Below are 26,008 nucleotides of genomic sequence, written 5' to 3'. Positions count from 1 at the left end.
CTTTTCCTCTTTTGAGTCCATTTTTGGAGTTCATTGGGGAATCCTGCGCACCGACTTGTCACTCCTGCGCGCCGATTTGTCACTCCTGCGTGCGCACTTCGTCACTCCTGCGCGCCGATTTGTCACTTACCGCCCGAGGGACGGCATGTTTACCGCCCGAGGGACGGCATGTTTACCGCCCGAGGGACGGCATGTTTACCGCCCGACGGGCGGTAAGTAACGCGCCCTAAGGAAAAAGTGAGAAAGCCTCAGGGAAAAGTCACTTGACGGCGTGGGCAGTCGTTTGACAGTCGCGATGCTTACGCACCGCGCACGGAGGTTTCTTGACGGCGTGGGCAGTCGTTTGACTGTCGCGGCGCTTACGCACCGCGCACGGGGGGGCTAACGGCGTTTGGCAGTCATTTGACTGTCGCGATGCTTACGCACCGCGCACGGAGGTTTCTTGACGGCGTGGGCAGTCATTGGGCAATCGGCGTCAAGCGTTGTCGCGTTTGCTTGTTTTTTCGTCATTCACTACCTTTGCGGCATGAAGACTGTGGAAAAATTCGTGTGCGGCAAGTCGCCCGATGCGTCGCTCTGTGAAGACGGCGTGGTCGTCACGGACGCGTTTGCGGCGGTTGTCGATGGGAGTACGTCCAAGGTGGCAGGCAGACACGCCGGGCGTCTCGCCATGCAGACCGTGGTTCGCGCTTTGGAGACAGTGCCCGCATCTGCCACGCTGTCCGAGACCCTGACCCTGCTCACTCGCGAACTTGCATCCGTCAGCGATCCCCGCGGGCGGAGCGATGCAGCCTTCCGCCCCACCTGTTCCGCCGTCATCTTCTCCCGAAGTCGCAGGGAGGTGTGGCTCGTCGGCGACTGTCAGTGTCGTTTCGGCGGTAAGACCCACCGTGTCGCGAAAGCGGTTGATGAGGTGCTGACCGAGATTCGCTGCTGCGTGCTTTCCCATCTCTTGGCGCAGGGTCACAGTGCGGAGTCACTGCTCCGGCGCGACCTCGGGCGCGAGGCGATTGCAGACTTTCTGCATTTGCAGACCAACTTTCAGAACGTCACCGCCGCCTTCAATCCCTTCCGCTATGTCGTTCTCGACGGAACACCCGTTACTCCCTCCGCCGTCACCGTGTTGCGTGTGCCCGCTGAAGAGCACAGTCTCGTGCTCGCTTCCGACGGCTATCCCGAACTCTTTGACAGTCTCGCGCTAACGGAGCAGCACCTGCAGGAACTCCTACGCATCGACCCGCTCTGCATCACCTCCAATCCTGCCACCAAAGGTTTGCGTCCCGGCAATCTTTCCTTTGACGACCGCGCTTTCCTCCGACTCGAGATTTGAAGTCCGAGTGCTCATTGGTTTTTTCCCTAATATAATAAAGATTGCTTCTCCTATTTCTTCCCATGAAAGTCACGATTCTTCAGACCGCTTTGCGCCCCGGACGTGTGGGCGACATGTTGCGCGCTGCCGACCGTTTGGTGGCGTCCGCTCCTCCTTCCTCGCTATATGTTCTTCCCGAGATGTGGGTCACCGGCTTCACCACTTCGCCGACCGCCGCGACCGCCGCTGCCGGTGGCGAGGCATTGGAGTGGATGCGCGAAACGGCGCGTCGCACATCTGCCGCCGTCGCCGGTTCTCTTGCCGTGGCAGACGACGAGGTGGCAGGGAAATGGCGCAACCGTTTGTTCTTCGTGCGCCCCGACGGACACGAGGAAGTATATGACAAACAACACCTTTTCGCCTACGGCGGCGAAGACCGCAGTTTCCTGCCCGGCGCGGTGCCGGTGACGGTGGAGTGGGAGGGAAGGCGCATTCGTTTGCAGACCTGTTTCGACCTGCGCTTCCCCGAGACGGCACGTAATTCCCTCGCCGCGCCCTACGATTTGCTCCTCTACGTGGCAGGATGGCCCTCCTCCCGTCAGCGCGTCTGGCATGCCCTTCTGGCGGCGCGTGCCTTGGAGAATCAGGTCTTTTGTGTCGGCGTGAACTGTGCGGGATGGAGTGCTGACGAGGCGGATGCACCGCGGAGTGAGTTCTATCGCGGCGGCTCTTCGGTCATCAGTCCCTACGGTGATGTGCTCGCGAAACTCGACGCTGCCGAGCAGACCTTCACCTTCTCCCCCGACTTCGCACGGATGGAGCACCTAAGGACGAAGTTCCCCGTGTTGGAGTAGGCGGTCAAATCTCGTTGTCGGGATGGAGGTAGAAATCGCGGCAGAGGCGGTCGTACGCCACGGAGCGTTTGCCGTCGGCGCGCAGCAACTCCAGCGTCTCCGTTTGACAGGTGGCTTTCAGCGGTGAAAATTGAAGCAAGACCCGCTTCGGTTGTTTGCCGAGCCGCGTCACCACCTCCGTGCGCCGCACTGCCCAAAGTCCGTGAACAGCCGCCAGAGTGGTGAAACGCTCCGCCGCTGCCGCGGGCAAGATGACACAGAAACGCGGGGCGACAGTTCCCTCCGCACAGTCCGGCGAAGCGGGAGGGGCGAGCAGGCGCGAGACCGCACGAAGCAGTGCTTCGAAAGTCAGACCTCCGCCGGCGGTGTGGCGTGCGGCGGCTCGTGAGGTGAGAGGCGGGAGCAGGTCTTCCTCGTGGTAGGGCGGATTCGACAAGATGCAGTCGAAACGCCCTGTTTTCTTTGTCCTTTCTTCTTCCTTGAACATCGGTTCAGATTCAGACTGTGTTTTCGTGGCATCGTCCGCCTCCGCCGCCAGTTTCAAGATGTCGGCACAGACGATGTCCACCCTTTCGGCGAAGGGGGAGCGGCGGGCGTTGTCTGCTGCGTCCGCTGCGGCAGCCTCGTCCAGTTCGACGCCTGTGACGACGGCGTGCGGTGCGCGTTGTGCCGCCATCAGCGTCACCACGCCGCTTCCGCAGCCCACGTCCAGAATCCGTTGAGAGTCTTCCACGTCTGCCCAGGCTCCGAGCAGAACGGCGTCCGTTCCGACCTTCATGGCGCAGTGGCGGTCGTCAATTTCAAATTGTTGAAAAGAGAACATGGAGGTGTTTGTATGGTTGAATCGTTGTTAGCATGCGAGAACCGTTTCCCTCGCCCCACCGCCGGCTGCGAGCGCCGAGACGGCGTTTGCGATTATCAAATCGCCGGGATGGGTCGCCGAGACGGCGGTCGGCAAGGAGGATTCCCGCGGCAAAATTACAGCCATTCTTTCAGATTTTCAGTATTCCCTTCCCGTTCTCCGTTTTTTCGGCATGTTTTTTGCTTCCTTTCTTCGTGAACGTCCTTTGAGCGGAAAATGTCGCAAAAACGTTGTTTTGAGGCAATTTTGTTTCCGTTTTTCACGTTTGTCGCCCTCGCAGCGCCTCTTCTCCGCCATTTCCTCGTTGCGAGTGCGAAGAACTCAGAGATTATTTCGTAATTTTGCAACCCGTGTCCGACTGTGCCTTAGGTATGTCGGTTCGTGGATGCCTCCCGCCTTTTCGATGCCGGCAGATGTGTCCGGCTCGCAGTTTAGAGGAAGCACACCACGTCATTTTTCCTTATGCCCATGTTATTCAAAGACGACAATATGCAGAACGGTTTCTCCCTCATCGCAGACTTTGAGGGCGACATGCACGCTTTGTTACAGACTCCCGCCTCCGGTTCCCTTCCCGCACTGATTTTGCGAAACATGATGCTCTTCCCGGGCGTCGTTGGTTCCGTCACTGTCGGTAGAGAGATGAGCCGCAAGGCAGTGGACTATGCCACAAAGAAAAACGATTTCATCGCCATTTTTTCTCAGAAAGACCCGACGGTCGAAGAGCCCGAGGCGTCAGACCTCTATGAAGAAGGTGTCTTGGCGCGTGTCATGCGCACCATTGACCTGCCCACCGGGCATTCCGCGGCGATTCTGCAAAGTTATGGTCCCTTGCGACTGCTCAAGGTGAAGCGCCGCTCCCCCCTGATGCGTGTCGAAGTCGAACCCCTCGAGGAAGTGACCTATGAAAACACCGACAAAGAGTTCGCTGCCCTGGTCGATGGATGTCGTGACAGCGTCATCCGCTACCTCAAACTCATTGAAGGCACTCGCACCGAAGACACCGGCTTTGCCATCAGAAACATCTCGCATCCCGTTTTCCTCATCAACTTCGTTTGCACCAACATTCCGTTGGACAGTGCAGATAAATATGAACTGCTCAAGGAACACGACTTGAAAAAGCGTGCTTACAAACTCCTCCAGGTGCTCAACCGAGAGTGTCAGTTTGCGCAACTCAAACAGCAGATTCAGGAGCAGACTCGCGAAGAACTCGACCAGCAGCAGAAAGAATATTTCCTTCAGCAACAGATAAAGAACATCCAAAATGAGTTGGGTGAAGAAGGAAATGCCGACGTTGCTGAGTTGGAAAAGAAGGCTGCCGAACTCGTCTTCCCCGAGAAGGTCGAAGCCGCCTTCAGACGCGAACTCCAAAAACTCTCGCGCATCAATCAGCAGAGTCCCGACTATAACGTCCAACTCGGCTATCTCCAAACCGTCGTCTCCCTTCCCTGGGGAAAGACCACGCGCGACAATCTCAGCATCAGCCGCGCTCAGCGCATCTTGAATCACGACCACTACGGCATGGAGAAAGTCAAAGAACGCATCTTGGAATATTTGGCTTCCTTGAGTTACATGAGACGCGGCAAGGCCCCCATCCTCTGCCTCTACGGCCCTCCCGGAGTCGGCAAAACGTCGCTCGGAAAGAGCATCGCCGAGGCGCTCGGAAGAAAATATGTCCGCATCTCTCTCGGCGGCGTTCACGATGAGGCGGAAATCCGCGGTCATCGTCGGACCTACGTTGGCGCCATGCCCGGTCGCATCATCAAAGGCATCATGAAGGCAGAGTCCGCCAACCCCCTGTTCGTGCTGGACGAAATCGATAAAGTCTCTGAAAACAACTACAACGGCGACCCCTACAGCGCACTGCTCGAAGTCCTCGACCCTGAGCAAAACAATGCCTTCCACGACAACTATCTCGACCTCGACTTCGACCTCTCCCAGGTGTTCTTCATCGCCACCGCCAACACGCTGCAAACCATACCCGCCCCGCTGCGCGACCGAATGGAAATCGTGGAACTGGAAGGCTATCTCGCAGAAGAGAAAAAGGAAATCGCACGGCGCCACCTCGTGCCCAAAGAACAGAAACTCTTTGACTTCGGTACGGGACGTAAGGTCAAGTTTACGCCCGACGGACTGGAGTTTCTCATTGAAAAATATACGCGTGAAAGCGGGGTGCGCCAACTCGAGAAACAAATCGAAAGACTCTTCCGCAAGGTCGCTTATAACGCCTCCGTCAACCTCGCAGAATTCACCCTCAACTGCGGTTGCACGCTCAAACCGGAAAACATTCAGAAGTTCCTCGGCAAACCCATCTACAGCAGAGACCAATATCAAGGCAATGACTACGCCGGCGTCGTCACGGGTCTCGCCTGGACCTCCGTCGGCGGTGAGATTCTCTTCATCGAGACCAGTCTCAGCCCCTCGAAAGGCGGCAAGTTGACCGTGACGGGAAATCTCGGCGATGTCATGAAAGAGAGTGCCATGCTGGCGTTGGAATATGTCAAATCCCACTCCGAGGCACTTCAAATCGACAGCCGCGTCTTTGACCACTGGAGCGTGCACATCCATGTTCCTGAAGGAGCGACGCCCAAAGACGGTCCCTCGGCAGGCATCACCATTGCCACCTCCATCGCCTCCGCCCTGACAGGGCGCAGAGTCAGAGACCGCGTCGCCATGACCGGAGAAATCACACTCCGCGGAAAGGTGCTCCCCGTCGGAGGCATCAAGGAGAAAATCCTCGCTGCCAAACGCGCCGGCATCACCGACATCGTCCTTTCTGAAGAAAACAGAAAAGACATCGAAGAAATCAATGAACGCTATCTCCAAGGCGTCAACTTCCACTTCGTCGAGAACGTGATGGACGTCCTTGCCTTCGCCCTGCTCGAAGAAAAAGCACCCTTCTCCTTCAAACTCACCATCCCCGAAGAAGAGAAGGAAGAATCCAACGCATAGATTCCGAAAATGACCTATCAGTTGCAACACACAGAGAAAGACGGACGCGCTCGCGCCGGACTGCTCACGACAGATCACGGCGTGATTCACACGCCCATCTTCATGCCCGTCGGTACCGTCGGCAGCGTGAAGGGCATTCACCTTCGCGAACTCATTGACGACTTGCAAGCGGAAATCATTCTCGGAAACACCTATCACCTCTATCTCCGCCCCGGCACGCAGGTCTTGGAGCGCGTCGGCGGACTCCATCGCTTCAACGGCTTCTCCCGCCCGATGCTGACCGACAGCGGCGGCTTTCAGGTCTTCTCCCTCTCCGGCATCCGCAAACTCACCGAAGAAGGCTGCGAGTTCCGCAGTCACATTGACGGCAGCAAACATTTCTTCTCCCCCGAACGGGTCATTGACATCGAACGCTCCATCGGCGCCGACATCATGATGGCGTTCGACGAATGCCCTCCCGGGACGGCGGACAAGACCTACGCTCGCAAGAGCCTCGACCTGACCCACGGCTGGATGAAACGCTGTTGGAAACGCTACACGGAGACGGAACCCAAGTATGGCTACCACCAGGCACTCTTCCCCATTGTGCAAGGCTGCGTCTATGCCGACCTGCGGAGGGAGAGTGCTTGTTTCATGCGTGACTTCGATGCGGAGGGCTATGCCATTGGCGGACTTGCTGTTGGCGAACCCGCCGAGCAGATGTACGAAATGATTGACGTCGTCAACGAGATACTTCCCACCGACCGTCCACGCTATCTCATGGGCGTTGGCACGCCGGTGAACATCCTTGAAGCCATAGAGCGCGGCGTTGATATGTTTGACTGCGTCATGCCGACACGCAACGGTCGCAACGCCTGTCTCTTCACCTCAGAGGGCGTTGTGAATATGCGCAACGCCAAGTGGGCGGACTGCGACGACCCCGTCGATGCCGCCGGACTCTGTTTCGTTGATTTACACTACTCCCGCGCCTATCTCCACCATCTCTTCAAAGCTAAGGAACTGCTCGCCATGCAAATCGCGAGTCTCCACAACCTCGCCTTCTACCTGTGGTTGGTGCGCGAGGCGCGCCGCCGCATCCTCGCCGATGAGTTCACACCGTGGAAAAAAGAAATGGTGGAGAAACTCATGCGAAAACTGTAGAGTCAAAGAGTCAAAGAGTCAAAGAGACTAAGAGTCAAAGAGACTAAGAGACTAAGGGTCAAAGAGACTAAGGGTCAAAGAGACTAAGAGTCAAAGAGTCAAAGAGACAAAGAGTCAAAGAGACTAAGAGTCAAAGAGACTAAGAGACTAAGGGTCAAAGAGACTAAGAGTCAAAGAGACTAAGGGTCAAAGAGTCAAAGAGTCGGTGCCGCTCAACTCCAACCCTTGAAACTCTCAGAATATAATTTTTGAACCGCGCCCCAGGCGCTTCCTTCATCAGAATCATGTCAATTCCTTCTCTTCTTCAAACGTTTCGTCGCTTGGCTGTCCGGTCCGGCAAGTCGCTGTGGCACTTTCTCAAGTCCCTTTCCGAGAAAGTCGGGCTGACGGGAGGAAAACCTGTGATTGGAAGGATTGACCGATACATTATCTACAAGTTCCTCAGCACCTACATCTTCCTCATCACCATCATCGTCGTGATTGCCGTCATCTTCGACTACAACGAGAAAATCGACAAACTCACCGTCAGTCACGCGCCGATGCAGAAGATTATCTTCGACTACTACGTCAATTTCATTCCCTACTTCGCCAACCTCTTCAGCCCCCTCTTCGTTTTCATCGCCGTCATTTTCTTTACTTCCAAACTCGCCGACAACAGCGAGATAATTGCGATGAAATCCACGGGCATGAGTTTCCGACGCCTGCTCCGCCCCTACATGGTCAGCGCGGGCATCATCGCCCTCGCCACCTTCATCCTTGGCGCCTACGTCATTCCCCAGAGCAACGTCTCACGCGTCAACTTCGAGAACCGCTACATCAGAAAACGAGGAGAAATCACTTCCGTCGATAATGTCCAGATGCAGGTAGATACGGGCGTCGTGGCATATATCACCCACTTCGACAACATCACGAAGAGCGGCTACGGCTTCTCGCTCGACAAGTTCGAGAACAAGAAACTCGTGTCCCACCTGACGGCGCAGCGCATTGAATATGACACCCTCTCCGAGCGCCGCTTCTCCTGGACGCTCCGAGACTATCACATCCGAACGCTGCAGGGAATGCGCGAGAAACTCGAGAGTGGAAACCGACTCGACACCATGCTGCTCATGGAACCCAAGGACCTCTTCTACGTCCGCAATCAACAAGAAACCATGACCGTCCCCCAACTCAAAGAGTTCATCGGACGACAAAAACTCCGTGGAGCAGCCGGCGTCAGTACGTTTGAAGTGGAATACCACAAACGCTTCGCCACTCCCTTCGCTGCCTTCATCCTCACCCTCATCGGCGTGAGTCTCTCCTGTGAAAAACGCAAGGGCGGCATGGGTGCCAGCATTGGCGTCGGCATCGCTCTGAGTTTCGCCTATATCCTCTTCCAAACCATCTCTGCCACCTTCGCCATCAACGCCGGCTGGCCCGTCATGATTTCGGTTTGGATTCCCAACATCATTTTTGCCATCATTGCTTTCGTGCTCTTCCGACGCACGCCGCAGTGAGGCACGCTTGTTTCACTTTTCCATGACAAATCCTGAAGAACCCACGACGGACGCAACCAAAGTGACGGACGCACCCAACGTGTCATCGTCCGCAGAAGAAAAAGACGGCAACACCGTCTTTTTTGAAGACCTGGACCTTTCCGACGACGTGCTTGACGCACTCTACGACATGCGCTTTGAAAAGTGCACGCCTGTTCAAGCCCGTTGCATTCCTCCCATTCTTGAAGGACGCGACGTCCTCGGCGTCGCACAGACCGGTACGGGCAAGACGGCGGCATATCTTCTCCCGCTCCTTACCCTCCTGGCTCGCGAACCGCATCCCGAGGACGCCGTGAACTGTCTCGTCGTCGCTCCGACCCGAGAACTCGCCCGACAAATCGACCAGGCGCTGCAAGGCTTCTCCTACTACGCCGGCATACGCTCCGTCGCCGTCTATGGCGGCAACGATGGCATCCGTTACGAACAGGAGCGTCGCTCCTTCTCCGCAGGTGCGGACATTGTGCTCGCCACGCCCGGGCGTCTCATCACCCACCTCCAACTCGGCAACCTTGACCTCAGCCGCACCACCCACCTCGTGTTGGACGAAGCAGACCGCATGTTGGACATGGGCTTCGCCGAGGACATCATGACCATCGTCAAGCAGATGCCGAAGGAACGACAGACCGTGCTCTTCTCCGCCACCATGCCGCCGCGCATCGCGGAACTGGCTCGCACCGTCATGCGCAACCCCGTCGAAGTAGAAATTGCCGTTTCCAAGCCTGCCGACAACATCAGCCAGTGCGTCTATGTCTGCGCGGAGGCTCACAAACCTCTCGTTCTGAAAAAAGTGTTCGAGGAACATCCACCCCGCCGTGTCATCCTCTTCTGCTCCTCCAAGCAGAAGGTCAAGGAACTCGCGATTGTCTTGAAACGCAAGGGCTACAACGTCCGAGCCATGCACTCCGACCTCGAACAGAAGGAACGCGACGAAGTCATCAACCTCTTCCGCGCCGCACAGATTGACCTCATGGTCGCCACGGACATCGTGGCGCGCGGTTTGGACATTGACGACATCACGATGGTGATTAACTATGACGCTCCCCACGATGCCGAGGACTATGTCCACCGCATTGGACGCACTGCCCGCGCCGGAAAAGACGGTCGTGCCGTCACCCTGATTGGCGAGAAAGACCTGCCCCGTCTCTCACAGATTGAGCGCGTGCTTCATCTGCGGATTCCGCGTGCCGAACTCCCCGAAGGCGTCTCTGCCCCGCAGAAAGGGACCCGCGACGAAAACCATCGCGGACGCGGCGGAGAAAAACGCGGCGGCAAAAAAGGCAGGCGCGGCGATTCCGGCAAGAAAGGCGAACAAAAGAAAGGTGGCGAGAAAAAGGCTTCGTACAAAAAAGTGGAAGGCGAAAACAAACGCTCGGAAGAAACCAAGCGCAAACGTCGTCACGGTAGAGGACGCTCCGGCAAGAAAAACGCTTCCGAAAACCAAAACTCCACTTCCGCATGAAACTCAGCACACTCCGTATATATATATTAATGGTGTCCTTGACCGCCTCGCTCTCTCTTTTGGCGCAGGTGGAAGAAGCGGAGTTCCGTCCCATCGTCAGACTGCACACCGCCGACAGCCCCTATGCTCCCTACGATGACAGCCTGCTCAGCGGTTTCCTTCAAAGCGGTGGTCGTCCGCTGCAGTCCGGCTTCCTCCAGATTCCCTTTGTCGGTGACCCCGTCTGGGTCTATGTCGGCGAGAAGGACTCCACGCAGTTCATGGCATATTCTTCGGGCTATCAGGTGTTGCCTGCCGCCGCGCCGTCTCGTTCTTTCTCCTATCTCTTGGAACGCTATGGCGTGCGTGCGGACATCACGACCGCTCCGACGCGCTGGGTGCAACGCTACACCTTTCCCGACACACTTGCCGACAAAGGCTTCCTGATTGACATCGACCACAGCGCGACCGGCGCAGGCTGCGAAGACATGGACTTCTATTTTGTCGATCGCCGCACGGTGGAGGCACACAAGCGCGGCTATGCAGACAGTCCGCAGCAACCCGACGAGTACTATTACGCCCGCTTCTCCCACACCTTCAAAACCTTCAACGTGCGCCGCGAGAAAGTGAAACTCGCCGACGGCAGTTCCGAGGCGCGCTGCAAAGCCGCCTTCACCTTTGATCTCAAGCCCGGCGAGGTGCTGACCGTGGAGTCGTCCGTGTCGTCGGTCAGTGCGGCGCAAGCCTGTCTCCAACTGACGGGTGCCAATCCGCCGCGCTCCTTGGCACAGGCACGCAAGAAACGTCCGGCACCCGCTCCCGCCTACGTCGCAGACAACACTTCCCCCAACACCTCCTCTTCGCTCCCGGTCAAACCCCGCGTGAATCCCAAGAAGCCCGTGGACCGCACGCTCAAACCGCCCCGCCCCTCGAGCGCTGTCGCAGTCAGCGAACAGAAAGACCCGTGGAGTTCGATTCTTGAGGTCGGCACCATGGATGCTTCTCTCCGCGCCGCCTTCTTCACCGCGTTGGGACAGTTGAAAAGCGAGCTGCCCGAGTTGAAGAAACAAACCGATGCCGCGCCGTTGCTGAAAGCCTTGCTGGAACGCTATCCGCAGGGTCTTCATCCGCAGGCTGACGCCGCTGCCACGGACAGCCTCCTTCGCCACTATGCTCGCAACTTGCTGCACGGCAAAGCCGCCGACGGCAGTGCCTTCACAATTGACCATGCCCTTTGGTTCGTTGCCAACGCCATCGGCTTCCGTCCCGCCGAAAACGGTGAAGTTGCCATCGTGCGTCCCCTTTTCAATGTCGTGACCTTCCACTACACCGGCAGCCGTCGCCTCGTCTTCCACACCCGCGGCAACACCCCGCAGCGACTCCGCGTCACCCGTCCCCGTTGGAACGGCGCCGCCTTGTCCGCGCCCTCCATTGCCTCCTCGGAACTCCTAAAAGGCGGCATCTTGCAGGTGAATTGTGAGAGAGAGTTATAAGAATTACGGAATAAGGAGCATTCAAAAAACTCAGCGTAGTTATATATTATATGCGTCAAACCATTCGTCGTTACAGCAGCCGTCCCGTGTCGGAGTCGCTGCTCCAAAGTCTTCTCGAAGAAGCCGCCCGTGCCCAGACCATGGGGAATTTGCAACTCTACAGTGTCGTTGTCACCCGCGACGCCGAGATGAAGCAGCAACTCGCTCCTTTTCATTTCAACCAGCCCATGGTGACGAACGCCCCCGTCGTTCTCACCTTCTGTGCGGACTATCACCGCACCACGGAGTGGGCACTGCAGCGCAAGGGGCATCCGGGCTACGGCAACTTCCTGTCCTATCAGAACGCTGCCACCGATGCCCTCCTCTTCTGTCAGCGCTTCTGTGACTTGGCAGAATCTCTCGGGCTCGGAATGTGTTTCTTGGGTACGACGGTCTATAAACCGTTGGAAATCATTCGCCTCCTTCGTCTTCCGAAACTCGTCATGCCCGTGGCAACACTGACCCTCGGCTGGCCCGACGAGCATCCCGCGCCGACTGACCGTCTGCCCGCCACGGCATACGTCCACCAAGAGACCTACGCTCCCGTCACGCCGGAGACCATTGACCGAGACTTTGCTGCCCGTGAGGCGTTGCCCGAGAACCAAGAGTTCGTCCGCATCAACCACACCGAAACCCTGGCACAAATCTTCACCGACATCCGCTATTCTGCCGCTGACTGCGAAGCCTTCTCCGCTGAACTTTTGCAAGCCCTCCGCCGGCAAGGTTTTTTGGAATGAACGTACAGCAATAATATGGCGGTGCGTCATAATAGCCAATCTGCTGCATTGCTATCGGATTCGGGCTTGGTCATGTACTTCAGTACACTCCTTGCGCCCTCATCCTCAGTGCCTTGCATCTTAGCCATTCTGACGCGCCTTCGAGGGTGAAGCCAAAATGCACATTTTGGCTTCACCCTCAAGCGATGAAGCGGCTTGCAGAAGTTTGGGGCAGTGCTTCCGGGGTGTATTTGCAAGGCGGAGAAAGGGTCGCAGAGGTGGACCCCTCAAAAAAACACGTCAGAATTACGGGAATTCTGACGTGTTCTGTATGTAAAGTGTGGGCGCGAAGCCCTTTTGCGATTTTGTTCGTTTCGCGTGCGAACTGCTTATTCGTGTTTGTCTTTGAGTGCTTCTGCGATTTGTGCTTCGATTTCCTCGGAGAGTTCGGGGTTGTCCTTGATGAGTTTTTTCACAGCGTCGCGTCCCTGCCCGAGGCGTGTTTCTCCGTAACTGAACCATGAACCGCTCTTTTTGAGGATGCCGAGTTCCACGCCGAGGTCCACAATCTCGCCGGCGCGGGAGATGCCTTCTCCGAAGGTGATTTCGAACTCCGCTTTGCGGAATGGGGGAGCCACCTTGTTCTTCACGATTTTCACGCGGACTTGGTTGCCGATGGGCGTGTCGCCGTCTTTCAAGGTGGTGACGCGGCGGATGTCAAGGCGCACGCTGGCGTAGAACTTCAGTGCGTTTCCGCCCGTGGTGGTTTCGGGGTTACCGAACATGATTCCAATCTTCTCTCTCAACTGGTTGATGAAGATGCAGGTGGTGTTCGTTTTGCTGATGCTGGAGGTGAGTTTTCGGAGTGCCTGGCTCATGAGTCGGGCTTGGAGTCCGACTTTGTTGTCTCCCATGTCGCCTTCGATTTCCGCTTTTGGCGTGAGTGCTGCGACGGAGTCAATCACGATGATGTCGATGGCAGAGGAGCGGATGAGTTGGTCTGCGATTTCGAGGGCTTGTTCGCCGTTGTCCGGCTGCGAGATGAGGAGGTCATCAGTGTTCACGCCGAGTTTGGCTGCGTAGAAGCGGTCGAGTGCGTGTTCAGCGTCGATGAAGGCAGCGAGTCCGCCTGCTTTCTGTGCTTCGGCGATGGCGTGGAGCGCGAGGGTGGTTTTACCTGAAGATTCGGGACCGAAGATTTCGATGATGCGTCCTTTGGGATAGCCTCCCACGCCCAGGGCTGCGTCAAGGGAGAGGCTGCCGGTCGGGATGGTGTCCACGTCTTCGACGCTTTCGTCTCCGAGTTTCATGATGGAGCCTTTGCCGAAGTCCTTTTCAATTTTTGCCATGGCGGCTTGAAGAGCCTTCAGCCGTTCGGCATTCGGATTGGCGTTGTCTGTGTTGTTTGCCATAAATATTTGAATGTTTTGTAGGGGCGTTCTAAAAATTAGGTTGAGTTGATTTTTGATTTCTTAGAGATGAACTTTTGTCAGTTGAGGAAGGAGCATAGCGGGCTATGTGACTGACGAAACTTACAAAAGGGCGCGCTAAGAAACGAAAAGCGACCAAAACGTAAGCACTTTCTTTTGAACGTTCCTTATCCCGTAATTTATAGAACACCCCTGTATTGATTATGCGATGTTTTTCTCTCACGCCTTTTCTTCTGCTTTGAGCCATTTGAGGACTTGCTCGGCGTGTGTTTTGGTTTTGATGTCGGAGGGGGCGAAGACGTGGGCGATGCGTCCTTCGGCGTCAATGATGAAGGTGGTGCGGAACGTCCCCATATAACTTCTTCCATACATTTTCTTTTCTCCCCAGACGCCGAAGGCTTCGACCCATTTCTTGTCGGTGTCAGCCACGAGGTGGAAGTTCAGTTCCTGCTTGGCGATGAAGCGGAGGTGGGAGGCGGCAGAATCAATGCTGACGCCAATGACCTCGCAGCCTGCCCGGAGGAGTTCGGAGTGGTGGTCACGGAAGTTGCACGCCTCGGCGGTGCAGCCCGGTGTGCTGTCTTTGGGATAGAAATAGACGATGAGCGTTTTGCCGCGGAAGTCAGAGATTTTCAGTTCGCAGCCATTTTCGTCGAGCCCCGAGAGTTCGGGAGCGAGTTCACCTTTTTGCAACATGAGATGGAGGAATGAGGAAGCGGAGTCAGTCGATTCCGTCTTCTTGGAGTTTGTCTTTGATTTTGAAGAGGAGGAAGATTTGTCCGGTGTAGGTCGGATTGTTGTGCAACTCTTTGGCGATGTGAATCAGGTTTTCGAGTGTGCGTTTCAAGTCCGTGATTTTGGTGGCTTCGTCCAACTGGAAGTCACTTGGCAGTTTGTCCCATCGTTCTTGAAGCCAGGCTTCCGCTTCTTCGATTTCTTCTTTTGTGTAGTGGCTTTTGAATTCCATTGTGCTGTGTGGGGGGCGTGGAAGAGAGTGTGGCACGCGCCGCCCGAGAAATGTTTGCTTTGCAAATTTAGACAATCGGGTTGATTTAGCGGGTTGCGCACGGCAAAAAGTTTGGGCGTGTCCTCTATCTTTATGTATAGTGTAGGGTTAAACAAGGGTACGAACCCTACCACCGCGTGCCGTCCGACAGCGTCAGGTAAGCATTCAAGCAGCGTTAGAGACCATCGTCACCGCGTAGTCTCCAAAAACTTTACCTCCACATCCTACGTCATCGTTGAGTCATTACACCCATTCGACTGTCAAATAGGCGTCAAGTAAGTCCTGCTTCTCCGTCGGTACATCCGACCGCTGCGGACTGCGGGCAACCACATTTTTTACAGTTTCATTTTCTTCAAAACACTCAGTTTGACCAGCATGAATGGCTTGCGTTCGTTTCCCCAATACCTGTCGGGGATGTCCTTGACGTTGAATTGATATTTTTGTAGTTCGACGTCCGTATCTTTGGCTTTCCTTATTCGAATCATGAAATAAGCCGGATGCTGGGGAGTGCCCGGATAGTTCTCTCCTTCCAACTTTTCCTTTGTCCACACGTCGTGATTGGTGCGGACAATCTTACAGAGGTTTCCCACGAATTTCTCTCCCTTGACATAGAGAAGCAGATATTTCGCCTGATTCCACGGTGAATCGGCAATTTTTTCCAAGGGTATGTTATACCAAAGACGGTCAAACGTCCACTGCCGTTTCTCCTCACTGCCTGCCACAGCCACCATCACCAAATCGTCCGGCATCATTCCTGCTTTCTCTTCTTCGGTGACGTAAGCCAGTGTGCGTTGCGGCTTGGCTTTCGCCACATGCGCATCTGCTGCCGTGAATCGCATCAGAATGTCAGCCAGATGGTCGCGCAGCAGGGAGTCGCTGTGGGGTAGCAGCGGGAAAGCGCCGATGTTCACGCTCTCCACACTCGCACTGTAGTAGCGCTGCCGGATGTATTCATCACTGCCACGTCCGGGGAAGAGAATATAGCCGCCGATGATTTCTTTGGCACGATAGGGTTCATGCTCTTTGCTGTAGTAGATGGCATCGCGGTAGCGGTGCATCTGGTTGATGGCGTCCGTCGGCGGATAGTCTCCTCCCGGGAGGACGCCCATTTCGGCGATATCCTGCTCCTCGAAATCACGGTCGAGTTTTTTGTCGTTGATGACACGGTATTTCGCATCATAGAGATAGGTCAGCACCACTTCGCCGGTTTCCTTGCGGATGTTCAGCACGATGTCCGGGCGTTGTTCTGTGGTTGCCGTGTGGATGCCCATGCCATAGTCCTCTCGACCGCTCGTGCGGTTGAACGTGTGTTGATAGTGAAGCGTCACCACGTCCCCCGCGTGTGCTGCCAGCTGCGCCTTGCGTTCTTCCGTGTCATTTTCCTCTGCTTGGGGATAGCGATATTCCACGATGTGTTCCAAGGAGGAATTTGTGAACGGGTTGAGCAGCGTTCCCTTCGGTTCCGTCACGAGTTGTTCGTGTGAGGGTTTGTGGTGGTCAATGCCCATGGCATCCGCCACGAGTTTCTTCATTTTGATGAAGCACCACAGTTCATAGATTTCCCAGATTTGCAGCGTACCGATGTTTGCCGCGCCATTATACAGGTCAATGCCTCGTTTCAGTTTCAGCCAGTCCTTATATATCTGCTGGTAGCCCGGTCGACTTTGCAGCACGAGACTTTCCTGTTTCATGCCGTCGAAGCGGCTCACGGTTTTGAAGAAAGGATGTTTCGACAGTTTTCTCAGAGCCTCCTGATGGTTTGTCCACATCCGTCGGTGTCGTTCTGAGAGTTCTTCTTGCGAGGAACTGAGCACGGTGGCAATCACGGACGAGAGCCGTCGACCAATGCTTTGAAGCGTATGTTTCACAAATCGGTTCTCCAGCGTGTCATGGGTGGAGCGCACTTCATGATAGCCAAAGTGATGCTCTTCCAACTTACCCTCCTTCTCCACCTCGCCATAGCGTTCCTCCATGGCAGGCGTCCAGTGCTTGATTTGTTCTGCTTTTCGGGAGGTGCGGAAGCGCACAATCTGCGAATGAGGGTTCTGAATCACGCGTTTCACGTTCTTCACATAGTCCTCCACCACGCTTTGAAATGCAGCCATCCACGTGGCATCGGTGTTGATTCGACCCCGACTGAACTGCTGAAGCGTGATGCTCAGATAGCGATAGATGACGTTTTCATATTCCTCGTTGACTTCCCGCAACAGAGACTTGTAGTCGTTTTTTGTGTCGAGTTTGGGCGACACAACATCGAATGTCACGTAGCTGTCTTTGCGGACACCGTTCTTCTGATAGGAGAAATCCAGTTTGAACACGCCCGGTTCATTCAGGAAGTCCAACTCACCCGTGAGGCTTTTTTCTTCCCTTCCGCTCAGTTCTTCATCCAGAAAGAAACTGTCCTCGATGTCTTTTCTGACGTGTCGGATTTCCGGCACGGAGTCTTTGTCCACCCCGTGGAAGAGCAAACGTACTTGATATTTGCAGGTTTCGAAGACGACAGGCCACAACTTCTCCCACACCTTGCCGGCTTCGAGCCTTGTCTCCGCCTCCTCGTTGGTCTGCCTTCCCGTCATCGGGCTGTACAGACAAAGTTCACATTCATCTTTTGAGGCATAGCGGCAATATGCCTCCGGCGCTTCAATCATGGGATTTTCTCTCCTCGAATAATTGATGCGTCCCTTGAAGCGTTCCCACGAGTAGCCGATGTCCTGCGTGCGGACAATGACTTCATAGTCGGGATGGGTGAATCTTAAAACCTCTGTCTGCATGAGTCTGTACGGTTACGGCCAGAACCGGGTGAACTCCTGATTGTTCAGTCTGTCAATCATTTCTTCTATCTTCTCCTTGGCTGTCTGTGGATGTTCCTTGTCCGCCGGCTCTTCTGCGCCGGCATCGTCCGATGCGGTGTCGAGGGAAGGCTCGTTGAGGTTCGGAGCCAACTCTTTCAGCCATTCCAGGCGGTTGTCGTGAGAAACACCCATCTTGTTCTTATATTCTCTTGACAAGGCAAACATTTCCGCATCGCCCTCCATGCGCGGCAGAATCTTCATCAGCAGGATGTGGTTCACGGATTGTGCGATGGCTTCCTCCGGCGTCTTGCCTTCGTCGAGCATCACGCCCACCATGATGGTCAGTTCATTCAGCACGCGATAACTCACTTCGAAGGGAGTGCCTTTCAACGCCTTGTTGATGGCTTCCAACTGTGCGGGAAGTTCTTCCATCAGTTCTTCTGCGACATCCGGATGTGCCTCCAGCACCTCGTCTGCCGTCACATAGTGGCGAGTGAAAGCATGCTGCCAGTGTTGCTGTTCTTCCTCGGGCAGATAGTCCAAGTCCCGGCTGCCACCGAACATGTTGCGCAAATTGCCTCCATTCATTTCAATGGTCATAGCACGGTCAATCACCTTGCGGGAGAACTGGTGTGTGGTGTCGTCCATGTTGACCGTACCGATGATGACGACATTGTCGGGAAGGGTGAGACCTTCCGTGGTCAGTTCTGTGCGGCTGCCCACCTCTTCGTTGATGTCGCTTTCGGTGTCGATGTCAAAGAGTTTGAGGTAGATGTCCCTGTCGGTCAGCTTACTGCTGAAAAGCTCTCCCGTATGGGCATTCTTTGCGAGGGGCATGGGAGATAGTTCGCGGAAATACTGCGCATCGATGATGGGCTCGGTTTTGACGAGACTCATGTCCACCTCGCCTGTTTCCGGATTCTTCGGATGCTTGCGTGTTTCCAGTATGCTCAGAATCTCCGCAAAGTACTGTTCGACAGGTGCCAGGTTCATCTCGTCCAGACAAACGAAGAAGGGAACGTTGGGGAACATCTTTGCTTTCACCAGGAACTTGACGAACTTCGTGAACTGATACCCCGCCTTGCCCAACCGGCTGTAATACCCCAACAACTCTGTCGAGTCATGCCAATTTGGCTTCACCTCAATCATGCAGTAGTTTCCCGGCGTGGTGCCCGCCTTGTCCTGCAAACACTTTGGACACGACTTGAAAGCGAACTCCCGCACGATTCGACTCTTGCCTGTGCCGGAAATGCCGGCAAGAAGAAGGAAGGGCTTGGTGCGGATGGCGGTGAGGTAGGGGGATGTGGAAGGTCGATGTGTACAATTTATTGTATATTTTCGAGGCTCAGTCTGTTGCTTACCCAACACAAATTCATCTGGATGCTTCTTGAAATATTTAAACATTAAGAATGCTGCATTCAGTTCGGCTGCATATCTCGCTTTTACTCGACTGTCAGCATTGTGTGCCGCCTCCATCAATTCCGTCGGAGTATATTTGTCGACAATATAATGTCCATACTTAAATGTAAAAATTCCACCTGCTGCAGTAATGGCAATATTGGAATCGGTAAACAACGAGACCAATTCCTTGACAAAAAACTCCTTATTGTATTCACTTTTCGTGTCCATAATCCTTTGCTTTTATTATTTGTCTCTTACTAATTGCCTCACACCGCCTATCCCAGCGAAAAGATGATTCAACTTTATGTTTATTCTCTCAATGTTAAAAACATTCTTTCAACTTTGTGAGTTTTCTGCATCACCCACCTTTCCCATCAAACGTTTGGTCTCCTGCAACTCCTTTTGTAAGAGACGCACACGCTCAGCCAATTGTTCTTGGTTTGGGTGTCCTAAAATTGGGGTTGAGATGAGTGATTTTGAGTTCTTAGAGATGAAAAGAACATCACTTAAGCTCACTGCAAAGGTATCAACACTTTTCAGAATAACCATGATAGAGCCTTGCTTATGATGAAAAAACCGTGGGGCGTGTCCTCTATCTTTCTCCTTCTTCGCTGTGCAGACGCAGGACAAAGGTTCCGTCGGTTTGCGTGTTGTGGAAGGGAATCTGTTCCTTTTCGCAGGCTTCGCGGAGGGCGGTGCGGAACCGGACGGGCTGGCGTCCGGTGAGCACAACGCGGCGCGGGCGATAGGTGAGGAGCAGTTGGGAGGCTTTCTTCGGACACTCCGGCGTCACGACCAGCACGTCCACCACGTGGGGAGCGGCGTGCAGTGCCGTGCTGTCTGCCCAGACCACTGAAACGTTCGCGAGGAGCAGGTGTTGGCGGCGGCGCATGAGGAAGTGGTCGCGGAAATCGTTTTTCACGACTTGAGGCTCGGTGTGGAGGATGGCGCGTGCTGCTTCCTCGCCGAAGATGTCCGTCGCGTTGCGAACGGTGTCGGGGGAGACGCCGGAGACAAGATAGGCGTGGGATTCCGATGCCACGAGCAACATGGAGGGCGTTTTCGTGGAAGAGAAAATCTCGATGCGCGGCTGCCGCCGTTCCTCCCAGCGAACGCGGCTCTCCCAAAGCAGACCGGCGGAGGTGAAGACCACGAACAAACCTATCCACAAGCGTTTCCGACGGGTCAGCAGAAATACGAAAAGGAAAAAGAGCCCGAGCGCAACGAGCCACAGCGAAATGTCGGAAACGTGGATTTGCCACGTGGCGCCCGGCAGGCGGGACAGGGCGGAAAGTCCTTTCTCCGTCATGTCCAAAACTGCGCTCATGACGTCTGCCAACCAAGGGCGGGCAAACGGCAGGCAGAGAAAAAGGAGAGAGAAAAACAGAAGCAGCGTCACCGCCGGGACGGCGAGGAGGTTGGACAAGAGGGCGTAGGGCGAGGCGAAGTGAAAGACGGAAAGCACCAGCGGCATCGTCACCAGCTGCGCTGTCAGCGAGATGGCGAGGAACGGCAGGAGGGTTTCCCGAAGCAGCAGGCGCATTCGGTTCTTCAGTTTGGAAAAGAACGCTCCCTTCTTCGTCTGCTTTTCTTTGGATTTACTATATAATAAGGTATATAGCGGATGAAAGGGGGAGAGGATAAGGCGGCTCCAGAGGAAGTGCTGTCCTGCCAGGATGCCTGCCACGGAAATCACGGAAAGTTGAAAGCCGAGGTCAAAAAGCGAGAGGGGAGAGAAGAGCAAAATGAGGAAAGCCGCGAGACAGAGGTTGTCGCCGCTTTGACCGCCCCGCTGGAACCATTGCCCGAGTTGCATCAGGGTGAACATCGTCGCTGCACGCTGCAAAGAGAGCGAAGCACCGGCGAGAAAGACGAAAAGCCAGAGACAGAGGAAGAAGAGAATCTCCGCCGTCAGATAGAGTTTAGGGGACATTCTCTCGCGGCGGACGAAAAAGTGGAAAAGCGTGAAGAGCACGCCGAGGTGCAGTCCCGAGAGCGCCAACACGTGTGCCACGCCCATTTGGCTGAAGAGTTCGCGGGTTTCCGCCGAGAGGCTGCTTCGGTCGCCCAGCGTCAGTGCGGCGAGGAAGGCAGCCCCCGTTTTTGCGAAGTGTGCGTGAAAGGTTTCCACGAGGCTGCGCCGCATTCTTTCCAGACGGTGGCGCAGTTTGAGCGGCGGCTCTCCCTGCAGGAGTTTCCATCGTTTAGGGCTGACGTGTGCGATGCCGCTGATGCCGTGATGAACGAGGAAGTCGCGATAGCCCTTCCATTGTTTGCTCTCTTCGCCGGGCAGGGTGACTTGGGCGTTCAAGGCGAGCAAGTCGCCGACCTGCGGGCGTGGTTTCCCCTCCAGCGTGAGGCGCAGGGTGTGTCCTTCGCCTTCTCCTTTCATGACGGTGACGTCGCAGCGCATTTCGTCCGCCGTTTCTTTCACCACGTTCTCGACTTGCACGACCCGCAGGGCTGCCTCTTCGGACCAGGGAAACAGTACGCGGGAGTAGGAGAGGAGCGTCAGCGCAATCGCTGCGGCGACGAAGGTCACGGCAGCGCAGAGTGCGGAGAGTCTTTCGCGCCCGATGCTGCCTTTCCCCTTGCGTCCGAAAGCAAAAGAGGCAACTGCTCCCGAAAGAGCAATTGCCAAAAAAGTTTGTGGAGAAAATGTCGTGTGGAGCAGACTGCCGACCCAAATGCTGAACGCCAAAAGCAAAAGAGGGCGCAGAAGCGTGGTCGGTGGGAAGGGCTCAAAGGGAGTCAGTCTGATTTTCCACATGAAAAGAGAAAGTTTTTGGGCGGGTACTTTAAGAGGGGTTCTATAAACTACAGGATAAGGAGCGTTCAAAAGAAGGTGCTTATGTTTTGCCACCTAATTTTCAAGACACTCCCCGTAAATCAGGCGGAGTTGACGATTGATTGCTTTTATTCCATAATATATAGCCCCTATAGCACACCCGTTTATTCGTCCAACTTGCGGTAGCGTTGACGCTTGGGCTCTTCGATGCCGAGGCGTTTGGCTTTGTTGGCTTCGTAGTCCGTGTAGGAACCTTCAAAGAAGAATACTTTGCCGTCGCCTTCGAAGGAGAGGATGTGTGTGCAGATGCGGTCGAGGAACCAGCGGTCGTGGCTGATGATGACGGCGCAGCCGGCGAAGGCTTCAAGACCTTCTTCCAAGGCGCGGAGCGTGTTGATGTCGATGTCGTTGGTCGGTTCGTCGAGCAGCAGGACGTTGCCTTCCTGTTTGAGGGCAAGGGCGAGTTGCAGGCGGTTTCGTTCACCGCCGGAGAGGACGCCGCATTTCTTTTCCTGGTCTGCGCCGGAGAAGTTGAAGCGGCTGAGATAGGCGCGGGCGTTCACGTCGCGTCCGCCGAGACGCATGAGTTCCGAGCCGCCGGAGATGACCTCATAGACAGACTTCTCCGGGTCGATGTCTTTGTGCTGCTGGTCCACGTAGGCAAGTCGCACCGTCTCGCCCGTTTCAAACGTACCGCTGTCGGGTGTTTCGAGTCCCATGATGAGGCGGAAGAGTGTGGTTTTTCCCACGCCGTTGGGACCGATGACGCCGATGATGGCGGCGGGAGGCAGGGTGAAGTCGAGGTCTTCATATAGCACTTTGTCGTCAAAGGCTTTTGCGACGTGGTGTGCTTCAATCACCTTGTTGCCGAGTCTCGGTCCGTTGGGAATGAAAATCTCCAAGTGCTGTTCCTTCTCCTTTTGGTCTTCGCTCAGGAGTCGTTCGTAGGAATTGAGTCGGGCTTTCCCCTTGGCTTGTCTTGCTTTGGGAGCCATGCGCACCCATTCGAGTTCTCGTTCCAAAGTTTTGCGTCGTTTTCCGGCGGCTTTCTCTTCCTGTTCGAGGCGTTTGGTTTTCTGTTCGAGCCAGGAAGAATAGTTTCCCTTCCAAGGAATCCCTTCTCCTCGGTCAAGTTCGAGAATCCAGCCGGCGACGTCGTCGAGGAAGTAGCGGTCGTGGGTGACGGCGATGACCGTTCCTTCGTAGCGGTTGAGGTGTTGTTCCAGCCAGTCGATGCTTTCTGCGTCGAGGTGGTTGGTGGGTTCGTCGAGGAGAAGCACGTCCGGTTTTTGGAGCAGGAGTCGGCAGAGTGCGACGCGTCGTCTTTCGCCTCCCGAGAGGTTTTTGGCGATGCGGTCTGCGGGCGGGCAGCGCAGCGCAGCCATGGCGCGGTCGAGGCGCGAGTCAAGGTTCCAGGCGTCGGTGGCGTCGAGGATGTCCTGGAGTTCGCCCTGTCGGGTGAAGAGTTCGTTCATTTTGTTCTCGTCCTCATAGTATTCCGGCAATCCAAACTTCTGGTTGATTTCCTCATACTCTTTCAGGGCTGCCACCACGTCTGCGACGCCTTCCTGCACGATTTCGCGCACGGTTTTCTCGTCATCAAGGTGCGGGTCCTGAGGCAGATAGCCCACGCTGTAGCCCGGTGCGAAGACCACCTCGCCTTGGTAGTCTTGGTCCAGCCCTGCGATGATTTTCAGCAGGGTTGATTTTCCCGCGCCGTTCAGACCGATGATGCCAATTTTGGCACCGTAGAAGAAACTGAGATAGATGTTTTTGAGAACTTGCTTGTTGTTTTGTCGGATGGTCTTTGAGAGCCCGACCATGGAGAAGATTATCTTCTTGTCGTCAACTGTCGCCATGCTTTTTGTATGCGGTAGTGTGTGTGGAATATTGTTTTAGTAATCCTCAAAAAATAACCTGCATCATCTTTGAAAATCTTTTCGGTCCATATTTCCTCCCTCATCAGTCACATAGTTACGGCTATGCTCCTTTTTCGGGTGAAAATTTGACCTCGAAAATGTCATTCAAATCTGACGCAACTTATTATTATCGCTTTTTGAGCGTCATGATTTCTTTTCCTTCTTTGTCGAGGAGTTTGATTTGTTTTTTGTCGGTTTTCACTCCTGTGACTTTTCCGAGTGTCTCGATGAGGAGTTTTTCGTAGCGGCTGTCGGGGCAGAGTCTTTGGGTCATGGCGATGCGGTCGAAACTGGCTTTTCCGTCGAAGAGGGCTTTGGCGTCAAGTCCGCCGTTGAGTTGGTTGCAGCCGGTGTAGCCGTAGATTTGTCCTTCGTTGAGATTGAATCCGAGCCAGGGCGTGTTGGTTGAGTCGGGAGTGATGGCGGTGCCGTTGAGGTTCACGACGTCCCATTCGCCGCCGAGCGTGTAGGCGGAGCGAGAGGCGGAACACGCGGTGAGAAGACCCAGAGAAAGAAGGGTGAGGAAGATGGATTTCATTGGAAAGGGATGGTTGTTTAAGTGTGAACTGATGAAATACTATATTATATATGTACCGAAACAGATTCAACGTTTCAGAACTTGTAGCCCACGGTGAAGAGCACCTGGTGACGGTCGAGGTTCACCTTCTGGGCGGGGAGATAGTTGTCCTGCACGGTGTTTCCTTCAAAGTAGTTGAAGGCATAGAGGTCTCCGCGCTGGCGTTGATACTGATAGGCGATGTCTCCGTAGAAATGTTTGCTGCGGCAGCCGAGTCCGAGTGTGACGCGCTGCGTGTCGCCGAGGTTCAGGTAGTCCGTGTTGGTGCGTGCGTAGTAGTTGGGACTGGGCGTGAAGAGGTCAAGGAACGCGCTCTTTTTGAAGGGTGAGGAGACGTAGTTGTAGCCTGCTCTGAGATACATGATGTCGGCGAATTTTGCCTCTGCTCCGAGACGCAGCGTGTGGGTTGTTTGCATGTAGTTGTCAATGTCCTTGTTGATCCAGCGGTCGTTGCTGGTGCTGCCATCGGCGAAGCCATAGTAGTCAAAGTCGGGGTAGCCGACGGACGCGCTCTTGTAGAACGTGGCTTCATATTCTCCATCCAGTGCGAGGAAGTTGCCGACGGTTCCGCCGAGGCTGAGGTTCACTTTCCAGGGCGTGCGGATGCGATAGTCAAAGCCGCCTGTGTAGAAGTCTGATTCAGTGTATTCGTCCGGATTGGAGGAGTAGGCGTAGGGTCTGTAGTTGGCATCTCCTTCCCGGGGCAGTGCGAAGGGTGAGTTGAAATAGATGCTGCTCTCTTGCGTCAGGTCGAAGAAGATGGGCGTTGAAACAGAGAATCCGATTCGGAAAGAGGAGTCTTCAATCGGTCGTGCAATCACGCCAAGTTTGAAGTCGAAGCCCGTGCCGTTGATGGCTTCGTCCTGATAGGAATAATAGTAGGGGAGGTTGCCTTCTCCGTTCACGATGACGCTTCCATTGGTGGGGTGTTGGAAGAGGAGGTCTTCGTCGTAGTAGAGGGAAGAGTGCATGTTCACGTTATATACTCCGAAGGTCAATCCGGCATAGACTTGGTCTTTCCAGTTGAGGGAGATGTTGAAGTCATATTGCTGAATGCCGCCCCAGGTGACGCGCTGGTAGTTGTAGGCATCCGCGCCGTTGAAGCGGTAGGTCTCTCCGTTGAGGTCCACTCCTTGAAGGTTGGAGAGTTGTGCGTCGTAGGCGGCGTTGACGATGGGCAGCATGTTGTCGCGGTCTCTGTCGTTGTTGAGGTCAAAGCCGTTGGAGAGTTGGCGGAAGACGTCGGTTTGCGACCATCCGTTGGTTTGTCCGCCGAGGACTTCGGCGTAGTTTTTGAGGTTACGGCGTTTTTGGTAGTTGAAGCCGAAGTTGACGAATTTGAGTTTTCCCTCGCCGGGCATTTTCATGGCATAGACGAAGCCTGCCTGGTCAAAACTGCCTCTGACTTTGTTGATGTCCATGGCGAGTCTTGCGTTCGGTTGCGAGATGCAACTTGCACTCAGCGAGGCATCGCTTTTCCGGAACATACCGATGCCGGCGGGGTTGGAACCCATGGTGGAGAGGTCTGCGCCGAGGGCATTCATCGCACCACCCATGCCGACGAAGCGTGCCGTTCCGTTGAGGTCGCTGCCGGAGAAAGTCTCCACTTTGTAGATGTCTTGTGCTTGCAGGGTGCCGCAGAGCAGACTTGCCACTGCCAGAGAATAATATTTTCTAAGCATGATTTCAGTGTGTTTTCAGGGGTTCACTTTGGAGTCGCGGGCGGAGGAAGACACCGCGTGCGGACTCCTTGTGTGGGTTGG

19 protein-coding genes are annotated in these 26,008 nt (G+C 55.1%); 8 read left to right on the top strand and 11 right to left on the bottom strand.

The window, feature by feature from the left end; genetic code table 11:
* Positions 1–526: 526 nt before the first annotated feature.
* The gene (locus I6E40_RS02465; protein ID WP_235385270.1) at positions 527–1,330 is read left to right on the top strand and encodes a protein phosphatase 2C domain-containing protein; all 804 of its coding nucleotides are present in this window, start codon (positions 527–529) and stop codon (positions 1,328–1,330) included.
* A 62-nt stretch (positions 1,331–1,392) separates the two neighbouring features.
* A complete protein-coding gene (locus I6E40_RS02460; RefSeq protein WP_235385269.1) occupies positions 1,393–2,163 on the top strand; it encodes a nitrilase-related carbon-nitrogen hydrolase in 771 nt (256 codons plus the stop codon).
* 4 nt (positions 2,164–2,167) lie between these two features.
* Here I6E40_RS02460 and I6E40_RS02455 read toward each other — a convergent pair whose 3' ends face one another.
* Positions 2,168–2,986: a tRNA1(Val) (adenine(37)-N6)-methyltransferase gene (locus tag I6E40_RS02455; protein WP_235385268.1), complete on the bottom strand. Its 819-nt coding sequence runs from the start codon at positions 2,984–2,986 to the stop codon at positions 2,168–2,170.
* Positions 2,987–3,493: 507 nt separating this feature from the next.
* Here I6E40_RS02455 and lon point away from each other — a divergent pair.
* The 6 genes from lon to I6E40_RS02425 all read left to right on the top strand — a co-directional run bounded on the left by lon (position 3,494) and on the right by I6E40_RS02425 (position 12,353).
* Positions 3,494–5,974: an endopeptidase La gene (lon, locus tag I6E40_RS02450; protein ID WP_235385267.1), complete on the top strand. Its 2,481-nt coding sequence runs from the start codon at positions 3,494–3,496 to the stop codon at positions 5,972–5,974.
* Positions 5,975–5,983: 9 nt separating this feature from the next.
* Positions 5,984–7,114, top strand: coding sequence for a tRNA guanosine(34) transglycosylase Tgt (gene tgt, locus I6E40_RS02445; protein WP_235385266.1), 1,131 nt, complete (start codon positions 5,984–5,986; stop codon positions 7,112–7,114).
* 284 nt (positions 7,115–7,398) lie between these two features.
* Positions 7,399–8,607 (top strand): LptF/LptG family permease, encoded by a 1,209-nt coding sequence (locus tag I6E40_RS02440; protein WP_410897026.1) that lies wholly within the window; start codon positions 7,399–7,401, stop codon positions 8,605–8,607.
* A gap of 22 nt (positions 8,608–8,629) precedes the next feature.
* Positions 8,630–10,105 (top strand): DEAD/DEAH box helicase, encoded by a 1,476-nt coding sequence (locus I6E40_RS02435; protein WP_317207392.1) that lies wholly within the window; start codon positions 8,630–8,632, stop codon positions 10,103–10,105.
* Positions 10,102–11,577: a glycoside hydrolase domain-containing protein gene (locus tag I6E40_RS02430; protein WP_235385265.1), complete on the top strand. Its 1,476-nt coding sequence runs from the start codon at positions 10,102–10,104 to the stop codon at positions 11,575–11,577. Before I6E40_RS02435 ends, I6E40_RS02430 begins: the two co-directional genes overlap by 4 nt.
* A gap of 50 nt (positions 11,578–11,627) precedes the next feature.
* Complete coding sequence (locus tag I6E40_RS02425) at positions 11,628–12,353, top strand: nitroreductase family protein (RefSeq protein WP_235385264.1); 726 nt, start codon at positions 11,628–11,630, stop codon at positions 12,351–12,353.
* Between the two features lie 368 nt (positions 12,354–12,721).
* Here I6E40_RS02425 and recA read toward each other — a convergent pair whose 3' ends face one another.
* From recA to I6E40_RS02375, 10 genes are all read right to left on the bottom strand, one after another.
* Positions 12,722–13,744: a recombinase RecA gene (recA, locus tag I6E40_RS02420; protein ID WP_235385263.1), complete on the bottom strand. Its 1,023-nt coding sequence runs from the start codon at positions 13,742–13,744 to the stop codon at positions 12,722–12,724.
* A gap of 237 nt (positions 13,745–13,981) precedes the next feature.
* The gene (gene bcp / locus I6E40_RS02415) at positions 13,982–14,458 is read right to left on the bottom strand and encodes a thioredoxin-dependent thiol peroxidase (protein ID WP_235385262.1); all 477 of its coding nucleotides are present in this window, start codon (positions 14,456–14,458) and stop codon (positions 13,982–13,984) included.
* A 25-nt stretch (positions 14,459–14,483) separates the two neighbouring features.
* A complete protein-coding gene (locus tag I6E40_RS02410; RefSeq protein WP_235385261.1) occupies positions 14,484–14,729 on the bottom strand; it encodes a DUF6965 family protein in 246 nt (81 codons plus the stop codon).
* A 374-nt stretch (positions 14,730–15,103) separates the two neighbouring features.
* A complete protein-coding gene (locus tag I6E40_RS02405) occupies positions 15,104–17,539 on the bottom strand; it encodes a DUF2357 domain-containing protein (protein ID WP_235385260.1) in 2,436 nt (811 codons plus the stop codon).
* A gap of 12 nt (positions 17,540–17,551) precedes the next feature.
* Positions 17,552–18,964, bottom strand: coding sequence for an McrB family protein (locus I6E40_RS02400; RefSeq protein WP_235385259.1), 1,413 nt, complete (start codon positions 18,962–18,964; stop codon positions 17,552–17,554).
* 333 nt (positions 18,965–19,297) lie between these two features.
* A complete protein-coding gene (locus I6E40_RS02395) occupies positions 19,298–19,510 on the bottom strand; it encodes a hypothetical protein (protein ID WP_235385258.1) in 213 nt (70 codons plus the stop codon).
* A gap of 43 nt (positions 19,511–19,553) precedes the next feature.
* Positions 19,554–21,731, bottom strand: coding sequence for a ComEC/Rec2 family competence protein (locus I6E40_RS02390; protein ID WP_235385257.1), 2,178 nt, complete (start codon positions 21,729–21,731; stop codon positions 19,554–19,556).
* 182 nt (positions 21,732–21,913) lie between these two features.
* On the bottom strand, positions 21,914–23,608 hold the full coding sequence (ettA, locus tag I6E40_RS02385) for an energy-dependent translational throttle protein EttA (protein ID WP_235385256.1): 1,695 nt from the start codon (positions 23,606–23,608) through the stop codon (positions 21,914–21,916).
* Positions 23,609–23,795: 187 nt separating this feature from the next.
* A complete protein-coding gene (locus I6E40_RS02380) occupies positions 23,796–24,206 on the bottom strand; it encodes an META domain-containing protein (protein ID WP_235385255.1) in 411 nt (136 codons plus the stop codon).
* Between the two features lie 74 nt (positions 24,207–24,280).
* Complete coding sequence (locus tag I6E40_RS02375) at positions 24,281–25,927, bottom strand: OmpP1/FadL family transporter (protein ID WP_235385254.1); 1,647 nt, start codon at positions 25,925–25,927, stop codon at positions 24,281–24,283.
* Positions 25,928–26,008: the final 81 nt, after the last annotated feature.

The organism is Prevotellamassilia timonensis, from assembly GCF_021531665.1.
GTDB lineage: Bacteria > Bacteroidota > Bacteroidia > Bacteroidales > Bacteroidaceae > Alloprevotella.
The sequence above is the reverse complement of the archived record's forward strand: the minus strand, read 5'-3'. Positions and strand labels throughout refer to the sequence as shown.

Coding starts and splice junctions, on each gene's coding strand:
- I6E40_RS02465 (WP_235385270.1), top strand. CDS start 527: ATGAAGACTGTGGAAAAATTCGTGTGCGGCAAGTCGCCCGATGCGTCG.
- I6E40_RS02460 (WP_235385269.1), top strand. CDS start 1,393: ATGAAAGTCACGATTCTTCAGACCGCTTTGCGCCCCGGACGTGTGGGC.
- I6E40_RS02455 (WP_235385268.1), bottom strand. CDS start 2,986: ATGTTCTCTTTTCAACAATTTGAAATTGACGACCGCCACTGCGCCATG.
- lon (WP_235385267.1), top strand. CDS start 3,494: ATGTTATTCAAAGACGACAATATGCAGAACGGTTTCTCCCTCATCGCA.
- tgt (WP_235385266.1), top strand. CDS start 5,984: ATGACCTATCAGTTGCAACACACAGAGAAAGACGGACGCGCTCGCGCC.
- I6E40_RS02440 (WP_410897026.1), top strand. CDS start 7,399: ATGTCAATTCCTTCTCTTCTTCAAACGTTTCGTCGCTTGGCTGTCCGG.
- I6E40_RS02435 (WP_317207392.1), top strand. CDS start 8,630: ATGACAAATCCTGAAGAACCCACGACGGACGCAACCAAAGTGACGGAC.
- I6E40_RS02430 (WP_235385265.1), top strand. CDS start 10,102: ATGAAACTCAGCACACTCCGTATATATATATTAATGGTGTCCTTGACC.
- I6E40_RS02425 (WP_235385264.1), top strand. CDS start 11,628: ATGCGTCAAACCATTCGTCGTTACAGCAGCCGTCCCGTGTCGGAGTCG.
- recA (WP_235385263.1), bottom strand. CDS start 13,744: ATGGCAAACAACACAGACAACGCCAATCCGAATGCCGAACGGCTGAAG.
- bcp (WP_235385262.1), bottom strand. CDS start 14,458: ATGTTGCAAAAAGGTGAACTCGCTCCCGAACTCTCGGGGCTCGACGAA.
- I6E40_RS02410 (WP_235385261.1), bottom strand. CDS start 14,729: ATGGAATTCAAAAGCCACTACACAAAAGAAGAAATCGAAGAAGCGGAA.
- I6E40_RS02405 (WP_235385260.1), bottom strand. CDS start 17,539: ATGCAGACAGAGGTTTTAAGATTCACCCATCCCGACTATGAAGTCATT.
- I6E40_RS02400 (WP_235385259.1), bottom strand. CDS start 18,964: ATGTTTAAATATTTCAAGAAGCATCCAGATGAATTTGTGTTGGGTAAG.
- I6E40_RS02395 (WP_235385258.1), bottom strand. CDS start 19,510: ATGGTTATTCTGAAAAGTGTTGATACCTTTGCAGTGAGCTTAAGTGAT.
- I6E40_RS02390 (WP_235385257.1), bottom strand. CDS start 21,731: ATGTGGAAAATCAGACTGACTCCCTTTGAGCCCTTCCCACCGACCACG.
- ettA (WP_235385256.1), bottom strand. CDS start 23,608: ATGGCGACAGTTGACGACAAGAAGATAATCTTCTCCATGGTCGGGCTC.
- I6E40_RS02380 (WP_235385255.1), bottom strand. CDS start 24,206: ATGAAATCCATCTTCCTCACCCTTCTTTCTCTGGGTCTTCTCACCGCG.
- I6E40_RS02375 (WP_235385254.1), bottom strand. CDS start 25,927: ATGCTTAGAAAATATTATTCTCTGGCAGTGGCAAGTCTGCTCTGCGGC.